Here is a 12,943-nt window from a genome sequence, read left to right as displayed (position 1 = left end):
CGCACGTGCCACTGCTCTCTTCCGACCCTCAGACAGGTGCTGCCATGCCCGATGTCTCCAGCGCGCCGCTCGGCGCCGCCGAACCGGACCGTGTCTCCGTCCTGCTCGACCGGCTCACCCTCGACGAGAAGATCTCCCTGGTGCACGGCGGCGACGCCGAGGGCGACCATCTGGGGGAAGCCGGCTACGTACCCGGGGTGCCGAGACTCGGCATCCCCTCCCTGCGGCTCGCCGACGGACCGGTGGGCCCCCGCCTGACCATCCCCGCGACCGCCATGCCCGCACCCATCGCGCTCGCCGCGACCTTCGCGCCTGAGTTCGCCGAAGCCTTCGGCGGCGTCATCGGCCACGAGGCCCGAGCCCTGGGGCAGGACGTGCTGCTGACCCCCATGGTCAACCAGATCCGCACGCCCTACGGCGGCCGGAACTTCGAGACGTTCAGTGAGGACCCCTTCCTCACCGCCGAGATGGCCGCGGCACAGATCCGGGGCGTCCAGGATCAGGGCACGATCGCCACGGTCAAGCACCTCGCCGTGAACAACCAGGAGCACCGGCGCACCTCGGTCGACGCGCGCGTGGACGAGCAGACCCTGCGGGAGATGGAGCTTCCTCCCTTCGAGGCGGCCGTACAGGCCGGGGCCGGCACCGTGATGGCCGCCTACAACTCGGTCAACGGGGCCTTCTCGTGCGAGAACACCGACCTGCTCACCACGCTGCTCCGGGACGAATGGGGTTTCACCGGCTGGGTGATGTCCGACTGGGGGGCGACGCACAGCACCGGGGCCTCGCTGCTGGCGGGGCTCGACATGGAGATGCCGACAGGTGAGTACTTCGGAGCGCGGCTGAAGAAGGCGGTGCTCGACGGGGACGTCTCCGAGGCCCACCTCAACCGGGCGGTGCGCCGCATCCTGACGGTGCTGGACCGCTTCGGCCTGCTGGACGGCTCGGCCCCGCCGCGCCCGGTCCGGGACTCCGCCGCCGGTGCGCGCACGGCCCAGGAGATCGCGATCGCCGGCGCCGTGCTGCTGCGCAACGACAAAGACGTGCTGCCGCTGACGGGCGACGCCACCCGCTCCCTCGCCGTCATCGGCCTGACCGGCGCGGTGCCGTTCGTCAGCGGCGGCGGCAGCTCCCATGTGCTGCCCGACCGTGCCACCGCTCCGGTCGACGCGATCCGTCAGCGAGCGGGCGACGACGCCTCCGTCACCTACTCGCTCGGGGCGGACCACTTCGGCGGACCCGTGCCCGTCTCGGCCCTGAACCCGGCCGTCTCCCTGGACCGGACCGGCCCGGACGCCCTCACTCGCGACGACTCGTGGCGGTACGACGGCACGCTCACCGTCGAGCAGGACGACGAGTGGACGTTCGTCGTCCACTGGTCGCAGCGGGATCTGTTCGGTCCGGTCACCCGCCCCCGGATCGTCCTGGACGGCACCGACCTCTTCCCCGAACTGCCGGAAATGGAGGAGTGGTTCGCCGGAGGACTGACCGGCGAGACCGTCGACGGACTGCGGGCACGGGCCGTCACCGTGCCGGTGGCGGCCGGTGCTCACTCCCTCTCCGTCGAGGCGCGAGGAGGCACGGACGGGCTGAGCTTCCGGCTCCGCCTGCTCACCTCGGCCACCCGGGCCGCCCACAGGACTGAGGCGGTCCGGGCCGCACAAGCGGCCGACACCGCCGTGGTCTTCGCCTGGCAGGACACCACCGAGGGCCAGGACCTCGCCACCCTCTCCCTGCCCGCCGCCCAGAACGAACTGATCAAGGCCGTCGCCGCCGCCAATCCCCGCACCGTGGTGGTCCTCAACTCCTCGACGTGCGTGACCATGCCCTGGCTGGAGGACGTCGCCGCCGTACTGCAGATGTGGTACCCCGGCCAGCAGGGCGCGGAGGCAACGTCCGCGCTGCTCTTCGGCGACGAGGCACCCGGCGGCAAACTCCCGCTGACCTTCCCCGCCGACGAGGACGGCCACCCCGTCGCGGGTGACCCCGAGAGCTATCCGGGAGTGGACGACAAGGTCACGTACAAGGAGGGCATCCACGTCGGCTACCGGTGGTACGACGCCCACGGCGTGGAGCCCCTGTTCCCCTTCGGACACGGACTGTCGTACACCGAGTTCGCCTACGAGGGCCTGCGCACCACACCGGCCGGCCACGGGTTCGACGTCTCCTTCACCGTCCGCAACACCGGAAGCCGCCGGGGCACCGAGGTGGCCCAGGTCTACGTCGGTCCGTCCCCGCGCCTTGATCTGCCACAGGCAGTGCGGTCACTGGCCGCCTGTCAGCGCCTGACGCTGGAGCCCGGCGAGGCGCAGGACGTGGTGCTCCACCTGAGCCCGCGGCAACTGTCGAGCTGGTCGGCCGACGCCCATCGCTGGGTGCTCGGCGGCGGGGAACGGGACGTGGCGGTCGGCTCCTCGTCGCGTGACCTGCGGCTGCGCGGAACCGTGCTGGTCACGCAGGAGGAGTGACCATCCAGGCCGATGCCCGTCCCGCCACCGCCCCAGCCCGCCCGTCACCGTCAGCTCGGCCGCAGCCGGCCCCGTCACAGTGAGGACCCTCGCGATGTCCACCCAGCAGGAATCGGCTCCGCCCGCCGAATGGGCACTCCCGCAGTACCTGTCACCGGTCGAACCGCTCCGCCGCGCGGACGGCACCTCGCACTACTCCGGAATCAGCTACGCGGTGCCGCCGGGATACCGACCGCTCCAGATGGACCTGTGGACGCCTGCCGACGCCGACCGGCCGCCGTGCGTCGTGTGGATCCACGGAGGCGCCTGGTTCTTCGGCGACAGGCGTGACCTGCCACCGACCATAGAACCCAACGGCCTCTTCGACGCTCTCCTGAACACCGGCACGGCCGTCGCCTCGATCGACTACCGGCTGTCCGCCGAAGCCCCCTTTCCCGCACAGTTGCACGACACCAAGGCCGCCATCCGCTACCTGCGCCACCACGCGGACCAGCTCAACCTCGATCCGCACCGGATCGGCGTCTGGGGCGAGTCGGCCGGCGGACACCTGGCCGCGCTCGCCGCCCTGACCGGCGGGCTGCCGGAGCTGGAGGGTGAGGTGGGCGTGCTCGGTCCGGACAGCTCGGTGCGGGCCTGCGTCGACTGGTACGGACTGTCCGACCTGGACTCCCAGCCCGACGAGGAACCCATACCCCTCGAATCCCCGGAACCTGGTCGCCCGTACGACATCATCGGCATGCTCCTGGGGAGCCACGCCCACGAGGCGAAACGGGCCGCGAGCCCCGTCACCTACGTCACCGCCGACGCCCCGCCGTTCCTGCTGATGCACGGCACACACGATGCCGTCGTACCCGTCACCCACAGCGAGCTGCTACATGACGCACTCACGCAGGCCGGCGCAAAGTCGGAGCTCCTCCTCGTCAACGGGGCCGATCACATCTTCCTCGGCGCAACCGACGTACCCGCACTCATCGAGACATCGGTCGCCTTCCTGACGACTCACCTCACGAGCGAGGACTGACAGCCGCACCGACCGTCCAAAGGGCCGCTCCAGGGCAGGCGCAGCTCTGCGCTGTCAGAAACGTACATGCACCGCTCCCCCACTCCGATTCTCCGAAGGCAGCTGACGCGATGAACCCCCCGAGCATTGAGGCACTCCCCGCGACGGACACCGCAACGACGGTCACCGGGCTGCGCACCGAGGACGACTCCGGTCTCGTGGCCACCCCGTATCCCGAACCCCGTCTGTCGTGGTCGCTGGCGAGCGGACGGCCGGACGTCCTCCAGCACGCCTACGAGATCCAGGTGTCGGCGGACCTGTCCTTCAGCGACGCGGCATCCAGTGGCGGGGGCGAGTCCGACCTGGTGACCGATCACCCGTGGCCGGCCACGCCGCTGCGCAGCCGCGAGGTCCGGTACTGGCGTGTCCGGGTCCGCACCGACGTCGGGTGGACGGCATGGAGCGAACCCGCCCGGGTGGAGGCAGTCCTGCTCGATCAAGGGGACTGGACGGCCCGTCCCGTCCACGTCCCCAGTGACCGGGGCCGCACCTCCCCCGGCCCTGTGCCGCTGCTGCGCCGGGAGTTCGACCTTCCGGCTGAGCCGGTGTCCGCCCGGCTGTACGTGACCTCACTGGGCGTCCACCGCACCGCGATCAACGGCCGGCCCGTCTCCGACGACCTGCTGGAACCCGGCTGGACCAGCTACCCCAGCCGACTGCTCTACGCCACCTACGACGTCACCGACCTGCTCACCGCCGGCGCGAACGCGCTGTCCGCCGCGGTCGGCGACGGCTGGTACCGCGGCAACCTCGCCTGGCAGGGGAACCGCAACGTCTACGGTGACACCGCGGCTCTACTCTCCCAGCTCGAAGTCACCCTGGCCGACGGCACCACCGTCACCGTCGCCACCGACAACCAATGGAGGGGCGGTTACGGCGGTCTGCTGGCGGCGGATCTGTACGACGGCTGCGAACACGACCTGCGCGAGGAGCCGCACGGCTGGCAACTGCCGGGCTTCGACGATCACGGCTGGGAGCAGGCCGCCACACTCCCCCTGCCCGCCGGACTGGCCCAACGGACCCACCCATCCGTACGCGTCGTACAGCGCATCCAGCCCGGGCAGCGCACCCTGTCCGACGGCACGATCGCCGTCGACGCCGGCGAGAACACCACCGGCTGGCTCCGCCTCCGCGCCGGCGGTCCGCCGGGAAGCACGGTCACCGTCCGGCACGCCGAGGTCCTCGACAGTGAGGGTCGCCTGCTGACCAGCATCCTGCGAGGCGCGCGCGCCACCGACCAGTACACCCTGGCCGGCGGCACCGCCGAACTGGAGCCGGAGTTCACCTTCCACGGCTTCCGGTACGCCGAGATCGACGCCTCCCCGGAAGTCACCATCGAGGCCGTCGAAGTCGTCGTCGTGTCCAGCGACCTGCGCCGCATCGGCGAGTTCCACAGCTCCGACGACCGCGTGAACACGCTCTACGCCAACGTCGTACGCTCCCAGCGCGGCAACTTCCTCGCCGTACCCACGGACTGCCCGCAACGGGACGAACGCCTCGGCTGGACCGGGGACATCATGGCCTTCGCCCCCACCGCGTGCGCCACCTTCGACAGCGGCACCTTCCTGGACAGCTGGCTCACCGACCTGCGCATCGAACAGCGAGACGACGGCGCGGTCCCCCTGCTGATCCCCGACGTACCGCTCGGCGACCTGCTGACGAGCGAGCCGCTGTTCGCCGGCAGCGTTGCGGGCTGGGGCGACGCCGCAACCGCCGTACCGGCTGCCCTCTACGACGCCTACGGCCGACGAAGCGGGCTGAGCCGCCACTACGAGGCGATGCGCGCCTGGGTCGAGTTCACCGTCGATCACCTGGACTCCGACGGAACCTGGAGCGGCAACCTCCAACTCGGTGACTGGCTCGACCCGGCCGCTCCCCCGGAGGACCCGTCGCTCGCCACCACCGACTCCTCCTTCGTCGCCACCGCCTTCGTCGCGCACAGCGCCCACCTGCTCGCTGACGCGGCCCGCGAACTGGGCCATGCCGACGACGCCGACCGGTACGCCGCCCTGCACCGGCGTACCGCCGACGCCGCCTGGCACAAGTGGGGCGACCACGCCCGCACCACCCAGACCGGATGCGCCCTCGCCCTCCAGTTCGACATCGCGCCCACCGCCGAACGAGCCGCGGTGGGCGAAGCCCTCGCCGCGCTGGTACGCGCCAACCGCGGACGCATCGCCACCGGCTTCCTCGGCACACCCTTCGTACTGCCCGCCCTCACCGGCACCGGCCACACGGACGAGGCGTACCAACTCCTGCTCAACCCGGAGTGCCCGGGCTGGCTCTACCAGGTCGAACGCGGCGCCACCACCATGTGGGAACGGTGGGACGCCATCCAGCCAGACGGCACCATCGACGTCGAGAACGCGGGCATGATGCTGTCGTTCAACCACTACGCCTACGGCGCCGTCGCCGCCTGGCTCTACCAGTCCGTCGCCGGACTGCGACCCGGCACCCCCGGCTACCGGACCATCGAGATCGCGCCCCGCCCGGGCGGCACGCTCACCTCCGCCGAGGCGTCGATCACCACCCCGTACGGCCCGGCGTCCGTCGCCTGGTCGCTCAGTGACAGCACCCTCGCAGTGAACGCCGTACTGCCCCCCGGCACGACCGGACGGTTCCTCCCACCCGAAGGCTGGCACTCCACACAGGCCACCCGCCTGCTCGGATCCGGAAGCCACCACCTGGTCCTACGCCCTGGCACCAGTCCCTGAACTCCGCCGTACAGCAACTGGCACTCCGCGCACAGCAGTTCGACCTGCCGGACTATCGGCAGCAGCGGGGTGACGCCGGTACCGCCCGCGATGAACAGGTACGTCTTCGAAGGCACAAGAGGGAAGTGGTTGCGCGGTCCACCGACGCCAAGCCGGTCGCCAGGGCACAGCGTGCCGTGGACGAACACCGATCCGCCGCGTCCGGGCGGCTCACGCAGGACCGCGATCCACGGCCCGTGACAGCCCTGCCTCACCTGTCTGCGATGTCCTTACACGGACGTGGACCGTGGACCGCCGAGGGCCATGTCGGGGCGCCGTCAGTCCAAATGCTGGCGTCGGCGCCCTTCAGCACCAGGCCCTCGACAATCGGTCACACCAGCGCGGTGTACCCCTCCTCCACCGCATCACTCTTCCAGGTCACTTCGGCGGGCCACTTCAGCAGCGTATGAGGCGTTGGACGATCTTTTCGACCAGCTTGTGGCGGTTGAGGTACTGATGCCGAGAAGGCGATTAACTACTGCGGCTGGGACTTCGGCGGTCAGGTCGCGGATGGCCGCCGTGCGGCTGGGCAAGGACCGGATACCCAGCCGCTTGAGTCGGGAAGCGAGAGTGATATGGCTGAGGTGCTGGCCCGGACGGATTCCGGGGAAGAGCCAAGGAGCGTCGATTTGCCCGATCTGGCCGTCGCGGCGGCGATCTGTTGAAGAAGGCTGCCCAGTTCGGGGCGTAGTTCAAGGAGCTCCTTGCCGAGGTGCAGGAGGACGTTCTTCTCGCGGACGACAACGTGATCGGCAGTGAGTCGGATGATCACGCTGAAAGGCTGCGCGTAGAGAAGATTCAACAGACCAGCGACACGGTCGCGTGCGTCGAGACGGTCGTCGCCGAGGAGCCGGTGGGAGATCTCTCTTCGTTCGTCCTCGTCAAGAGCTTGAGTCGGAGAGTTCTTGAGACGCGCCGGGATGCTGATGTTTGTCGCTCGTTTGGTGCGGACGGCCCAGAGAACCAGGTCACGAGCATATTGCCGTGTGGTGGGGCCGTCTGCCAGCCAGCGGTCGAGATCACCCTGGCCGACAGTCTCAAGATTCAGGCCCTCGGTTCGCAGCCAGGCCAGGAAGACGATCGCTGCCTTGACGCTGCGGCGGACGGACACCGCCTGGCCGGCGGTGATGGGCTTGCGACGGGAGTCCTTGCGCAGGCGAGTCAGGTGGGTCCAGGTGGCAAATGCCTGGATGGTGTGGCGATCGGAGAGATCTGCCATGGCAGCGACAGCGGCGGCGATCCATCGCTCTGCCGCGACCGGGACTGTAAAACGTTCGGTGTAACTCCCGATCATGGAAGATGCATCGATGACCAGCGACAACGTGACCGAGGTTGAACCCGGCGAGCCGTCTGAGGCGGCGCCGACGACATCCTGCCCGCCAGCGAGAGGCACTGGGAGGGCGTGACCCGCCAGCTCACCGAACTGGACATGCTGCACGACGAGTACGAACGCGGCTACGACTGGTTCCACCAGGGCGAAAGCCTGCTCCTGCTCTACTTCCTGTGCATGGCCGCCCCCGACCGCTGGCGTGAGCGCGCCCTGCGCTTCGCCGAGCTGTACGTCGACCCCGCCAAGGGCAACTACGACCCCGAACACCGCATCATCACCCGGCCCCACAACGGCAGCGACCCCGACCGCACCGGCCTGTTCGACGGCGACGTCTACCCCTGGCTGCTCAAGGAAGCGGAGACCTACGGCTTCCCCCTCGACTGGATCCCCGAGGCCGCGAACGGCCCCTTCCCCCTGTCGGCGGACCCGCGGCTGGGCGACCAGATGCGCGACCGGATGGGCGTCGGCGACACCGCGGTCAACCTCGCCGCGGCCGGCCTGGTCCTCAACGCCTGGATCCTGTCCGGCCAGGAGCGCTACCGCGACTGGATCGTCGAGTACGTCGGCGCCTGGCGCGAGCGCACCCGCGAACAGGGCGGCCTCCTCCCGGACAACGTCGGCCCGGACGGAGTCGTCGGCAGCCTCCTGGAAGGACGCTGGTACGGCGGCCACTACGGCTGGTCCTGGCCGCACGGCTGGCACAGCTTCGGTCACGCGGCCTGCGTGGCGGCGCTCGCGGCCGCGACGGTCACCGGGGACGACGACTACCTCTCCATGGTCGCGACCTCGCTCGACGCCCTCATCGAACGCGGCAAGGTCATGCCCCACACGGAGGCCGACTCCAGCCTGCCCTCCAAGTGGGCGGTGGAACTCGGTCCGGACCGCCACACACCCACACTGCACCTGCCGTTCCGGCACAACGACTCCGGCTGGTTCGACTACAACCCGGCCACACCCCCCGTACCGGTGGCCCTGTGGCACCACACCACCTCCGACGCCGACCGCGCCCGGCTGGAGCGGCTGCGCGAGGCCGACGGCATCGACTGGCGCACCGTACGGCCGTTCCGGTCCAAGGAGGACTCCGGACACGAGAAGGCGTGGTTCGCCTTCCTCGCCGGCGACGACCCCGGCTATCCGGAGCGGATCCTCGCCACTGCCCAGGCCCAGGTCCGCCACCGGCTGCGGCGCATCGACCGCTACCGCGACCTGGACGTGCCCGAGGCCGACATCCACGTGTGGCAGCTGTGCAACCCGGTGGTCACCGAGGCCCTCGTTCAGCTGACCTGGGGCGGCCCGCAGGTGCTGTATCAGGGCGGTCTGCAGCAGGCGAGGCTGCGCTACCACGACGCCGACGCCCGCCGCGCCGGCCTGCCCCAGGACGTCGCCGCCCTGGTCACCTCCATCGCCCCCGAGGCGACCACCGTCGAACTCGTCAACCTCTCCCCCGGCACCGACCGCACGGTGATCGTCCAGGCGGGCGCCTTCGCCGAGCACACCATCACCGCCGTCCGCTACACCACCTGCCAGGACGACACCTGGATCGGTGACATGTACGACTACGGCCACACCGAGCCCGTCATCAGCGAAGCGGAGCAGGTCTGCGACAGCGCCTTCCTGACGGTCCGGCCGCCCGCCTACACGCGCATCCGGCTCACCCTGCGGCTCGGGCTGCGCACCCGCACTCCCAGCTACCGCACCCCGTTCGACACCGCGGCCGAGCAGGCCAACTCCTCCGAGACGACAGGGGAATCGGCGTGAAGCGCATCGCCCAGACCATCCGGCTCCGCCCCGAACACCGCGAGGAGTACCTCAGGCTCCACTCCGCGGTGTGGCCCGGCGTCGAAGCCGCCCTGCACCGGGCCAACATCCGCAACTACAGCATCTTCCTCCACGGCGACGTGCTGTTCGCCTACATGGAGTACCACGGCGCCGACTTCGAGGCCGACATGGCCTCCATCGAGGCCGACCCCGAGACCCAGGAATGGTGGAATCTCACCGACCCCTGCCAGGAGCCCTGGCCCGACCGGGGCGGCTCCCGCCAGTGGACGGAGCTCCCCGAGATCTGGCACCTGAACCCACCCGGAGAAGACGCCGCCTGACGCGGCCCGGGCCGACCCGACTTGGAACCTGCCATGACCCCCGCCCCCGTCCTCATCGACGCCCACCACCACCTGTGGGACCTCGACCAGCGCCCGCAGCCCTGGCTCGACGACCCCACCGTGGTAACGATCCGCCGCACGTTCACCCCGGACGACCTGCGGACCACCGCCACCCACCCCATCGCTGGCCGCCGTCTGCACGGCACGGTGGTCGTGCAGTGCATGCCGGACGTGCCCGAGACGGAGGACCTTCTCGCCCTCGCGGAGCAAGAGCCGCTGATCGAGGCGGTGGTCGGCTGGGCGGACCTGACGTCGCCGGCGATCGGCGAGACGCTGGACCAGCTGCTCGCCGGACCGGGAGGGGCGTATCTGCGCTCCCTGCGCCATCTCGTCCAGGGCGAGACGGACCCGGGCTGGCTGCAGCGCCCCGATGTCGAGCGTGGGTTGGCGGCGGCGAGGGACCGCGGGCTCTGCTATGACGTGCTGGTCCGCAGCCACCAGTTCGACCAGGCGATCCGGCTGGCGGAACGCTTCCCCGACCTGCCCCAGGTCCTCAACCACGCGGGCAAGCCGGACATCGCGCGGCGCGAACTGGCGGACTGGCGACGTCAGGTGCAACGGCTGGCCGCACACCCGCACGTGGTCTGCAAGGTGTCGGGACTGATCACCGAGGCCGACCACGACAACTGGACCACCGCCGACATCCGCCCGGTCTGGGACATCCTGCTCACCGCCTTCGGCCCCGACCGGCTGATGTTCGGCTCCGACTGGCCGGTCGCCAACCTCGCCGGCGGCTGGAACCGCTGGGCCGCCACCGTGGACGAACTGCTCACCGACTGTGCCGAACACGAGATCCACGCGATCCTCGCCGACACCGCGACCGCCTTCTACCGCCTCCCCGCGCCGGAGGAAGGCGACGTCGCCGCGGACGGCGCCACGCACACCATCTGACCGTCGCGCCCATCCGGGTTTGCGCACCCATCGCGTACGCCGACAAACCCCCGCTGGACGTCCATCCACGTCTGCTGACCATCGGTGTCCGCACTGAAGGGACCCTGACCACACGATGACACTCGTCGTCCGCTACATGTCCGCCCGCACCCTCGACACGGCTCCCGCACTCACCGGGCCGCCCGGTCCCGGGGAGGTGGAGCTGGCCCCCGCCTATGTCGGCATCTGCGGCACCGATCTGCACACCTTCCACGGCGACATGGACGCCCGGGCCTCCGCGCCCGCCGTCCTGGGGCACGAGATGTCCGGCAGAGTCGTACGCGTCGGCCCGGACGTCGAGGACTGGCGGGCCGGTGACGCGGTCACCGTGATGCCGCTGCGCTGGGACGACACCTGCCCGGCCTGCCGCGCCGGCCACCAACACGTCCGCCAGCACCTCGACTTCATCGGCATCGACTCCCCCGGCGCGATGCAGCAGCGCTGGACCGTACCCGCCTCGACGCTCATCCGGCTGCCCGACTCGATCCCGCTGGAGCGGGCCGCGCCCGTCGAGCCGACGGCGGTCGCCGTGCACGACGTGGGTCGGGCCGCGCCGAGGTCCGGGGGGGCGGAGCTGAGCGCCCACCGTCGGCTGCTCGCCGAGAAGGGCGGATCGGCCCACGTCAGACGCTGACCGCGCCCCTCACCCGTATCCCAGGACGGGCCCCTGCTCGTCCTTCCAGGCGGCGATCTGCGTCTCGTTGCGCTCGCTGGCCTTCCGGGCCGGGACCTGCACGCTCCAGCCGATGCGGTGCAGCAGCAGATCCAGCCCGGCCAGGGTGTAATCGACGCCGAACCGGCGGCGCACGACCTCGCCGATGCGGGCCGGCGTCCAGCACTGGTCACTCCAGCCGCACGCGGCCTGCCCGGCCTCCAACACCGCTTCCAGAGCATGCAGTTGACCCGCGCTGAGCTTGCAGCGAGCGCCACCGGGACCCTTGGAGACCAGCGCCCGGCGGCCGCCCGAAGCCAGGGCCCGCCGCCGGCGGTCGCCGACATCCGGGTCACCCTGAACCGCCGGGCCACCTCCCGGCCGCTGGCCCCCGTCTCGATCAAGTCAGCTGCCGCGAGCCCGACTTGCTCACGTCGATCCTCTCCTCGGCCGTCAGCCCACCACCATCGGGATACCTCACCCCACCGGCATAGCGCAGCCGACGCCAACCGTCACGACCAGACGTAACCCGCACCGCTAGAGATCTCAAGTGGGCTGGTCCATCGCCACCCACATGCGCACGGAGCTGGTCACCGACGCGCTCAAGGCCGCCGCCGCGATGCGGGGCGGACGCCTGGGCGGGGCGGTCTTTCATAGTGACAACGGAGCGCAATACGTCGCGAGGGACTTCGAGCAAGTCTGCGAGGAGCTGGGCGTGGTCCGCTCCCGCGGCGCGGTGAGGACCAGCGCGGACAATGCCGCCGCGGAAACGTTCAACGCGAGCCTGAAGAGAGAGACCCTTCAGGGGCGAAAGAGCTGGTCAGGGGCGCGAGAGGCCCGCCATGCGGTCTTCCGGTGGGTCACCCGCTACAACACCAGAAGGAGACACTCCAGCAGCGGTCAGATCAGCCCGATCGCCTACGAGCAAAGATCCAATACGTTGTGCCCGATGAGTAAGGCAGCCATGCCAGGTCTACAGCATTGAAACCGATCTGGATCGATACAACAGGAGATTGAAGTGTCTACATCAGTGCTCGATATGTCGGTGTCTCTCGACGGGTACATCGCCGACCCCGACGACTTCCTCGGCGGTGAGGACGGCGAGCGGCTGCACAAGTGGGCCGACGCCCAAGGCGAGTCCGCTCGGACCGCCGCGCGGTTCCAGGAGGAATGGAACGCGGCCGGTGCGGTACTCGCGGGACGGCGGACCGCCGAACTCATGGATCACTGGGGCGGTGATCATGGAGGTCTCCCGATCTTCGTGCCCAGTCACCGCCCACCCGGCCCGGCCGCCCGCTGGGGCTATCCGTTGGTGACCTACGTGAACGACGGGATCGAAAGCGCGATGGCCCAGGCCAAGGCCGCCGCCGGCGACAAGGACGTGCAGGTGCGCGGTGCGTACACGGGGCAACGAGCGCTGGAAGCCGGAGTCCTGGACGAGGTGCAGATCCACCAGATCCCGGTGCTGCTCGGCCGCGGACGACGACTGTTCGACGTCCTGCCCTCGGAGATCGAGCTGGAGATCGCCCAGGTGATCGACACGCCGGAGGCCACCCACATCCGCTACCGCGTCCGTCGCTGATCCGGTCGC

The 12,943-nt window shown here is 70.2% G+C and carries 8 protein-coding genes and 3 pseudogenes; 9 read left to right on the top strand and 2 right to left on the bottom strand.

Going from position 1 to position 12,943, the window contains the following annotated elements:
• Nucleotides 1-44 precede the first annotated feature (44 nt).
• The 3 genes from OG841_RS46350 (at nt 45) to OG841_RS46340 (ending at nt 6,242) form a co-directional block, all read left to right on the top strand.
• Nucleotides 45-2,468 carry a glycoside hydrolase family 3 C-terminal domain-containing protein gene (locus OG841_RS46350; RefSeq protein WP_328635830.1) on the top strand — a complete coding sequence of 808 codons (2,424 nt, stop codon included), beginning with the start codon at nt 45-47 and terminating at the stop codon, nt 2,466-2,468.
• A gap of 94 nt (nt 2,469-2,562) precedes the next feature.
• On the top strand, nt 2,563-3,489 hold the full coding sequence (locus tag OG841_RS46345; protein ID WP_328635831.1) for an alpha/beta hydrolase: 927 nt from the start codon (nt 2,563-2,565) through the stop codon (nt 3,487-3,489).
• A gap of 110 nt (nt 3,490-3,599) precedes the next feature.
• Entirely contained in the window at nt 3,600-6,242 is a 2,643-nt protein-coding gene (locus OG841_RS46340; protein ID WP_365123354.1) for a family 78 glycoside hydrolase catalytic domain, read from the top strand.
• Nucleotides 6,243-6,780: 538 nt separating this feature from the next.
• Here OG841_RS46340 and OG841_RS46335 read toward each other — a convergent pair.
• Nucleotides 6,781-7,602 carry a hypothetical protein gene (locus OG841_RS46335; protein ID WP_328635833.1) on the bottom strand — a complete coding sequence of 274 codons (822 nt, stop codon included), beginning with the start codon at nt 7,600-7,602 and terminating at the stop codon, nt 6,781-6,783.
• 81 nt (nt 7,603-7,683) lie between these two features.
• On the opposite strand from OG841_RS46335, the gene OG841_RS46330 reads away from it, so the two are divergent.
• The 4 genes and pseudogenes from OG841_RS46330 to OG841_RS46315 form a co-directional block, all read left to right on the top strand.
• Nucleotides 7,684-9,369: a hypothetical protein gene (locus OG841_RS46330; RefSeq protein ID WP_371570333.1), complete on the top strand. Its 1,686-nt coding sequence runs from the start codon at nt 7,684-7,686 to the stop codon at nt 9,367-9,369.
• Nucleotides 9,366-9,710: an L-rhamnose mutarotase gene (locus OG841_RS46325; RefSeq protein ID WP_328635835.1), complete on the top strand. Its 345-nt coding sequence runs from the start codon at nt 9,366-9,368 to the stop codon at nt 9,708-9,710. Before OG841_RS46330 ends, OG841_RS46325 begins: the two co-directional genes overlap by 4 nt.
• A 33-nt stretch (nt 9,711-9,743) precedes the next feature.
• Entirely contained in the window at nt 9,744-10,661 is a 918-nt protein-coding gene (locus OG841_RS46320; RefSeq protein WP_365123349.1) for an amidohydrolase family protein, read from the top strand.
• Nucleotides 10,662-10,776: 115 nt separating this feature from the next.
• A pseudogene (locus OG841_RS46315) lies at nt 10,777-11,313 on the top strand (alcohol dehydrogenase catalytic domain-containing protein); the annotation flags it as partial.
• On the opposite strand, the pseudogene OG841_RS48680 reads toward OG841_RS46315, so the two are convergent.
• A pseudogene (locus OG841_RS48680) lies at nt 11,233-11,833 on the bottom strand (helix-turn-helix domain-containing protein); the annotation flags it as partial. The pseudogenes OG841_RS46315 and OG841_RS48680 sit on opposite strands and share 81 nt — an antisense overlap.
• 60 nt (nt 11,834-11,893) lie before the next feature.
• On the opposite strand from OG841_RS48680, the pseudogene OG841_RS46305 reads away from it, so the two are divergent.
• Nucleotides 11,894-12,337 (top strand): annotated as a pseudogene (locus OG841_RS46305) (transposase); the annotation flags it as partial.
• A 33-nt stretch (nt 12,338-12,370) separates the two neighbouring features.
• Nucleotides 12,371-12,934: a dihydrofolate reductase family protein gene (locus OG841_RS46300; RefSeq protein ID WP_365123346.1), complete on the top strand. Its 564-nt coding sequence runs from the start codon at nt 12,371-12,373 to the stop codon at nt 12,932-12,934.
• Nucleotides 12,935-12,943 lie beyond the last annotated feature (9 nt).

The organism is Streptomyces canus, from assembly GCF_041435015.1.
In the GTDB taxonomy this organism is placed as follows: Bacteria; Actinomycetota; Actinomycetes; order Streptomycetales; family Streptomycetaceae; genus Streptomyces; species Streptomyces canus_G.
The sequence above is the reverse complement of the archived record's forward strand: the minus strand, read 5'-3'. Positions and strand labels throughout refer to the sequence as shown.

What these genes read in the sequence shown, in the direction of transcription:
- OG841_RS46345 (WP_328635831.1), top strand. Translation starts at nt 2,563, where the DNA reads ATGTCCACCCAGCAGGAATCGGCTCCGCCCGCCGAATGGGCACTCCCG.
- OG841_RS46320 (WP_365123349.1), top strand. Translation starts at nt 9,744, where the DNA reads ATGACCCCCGCCCCCGTCCTCATCGACGCCCACCACCACCTGTGGGAC.
- OG841_RS46340 (WP_365123354.1), top strand. Translation starts at nt 3,600, where the DNA reads ATGAACCCCCCGAGCATTGAGGCACTCCCCGCGACGGACACCGCAACG.
- OG841_RS46350 (WP_328635830.1), top strand. Translation starts at nt 45, where the DNA reads ATGCCCGATGTCTCCAGCGCGCCGCTCGGCGCCGCCGAACCGGACCGT.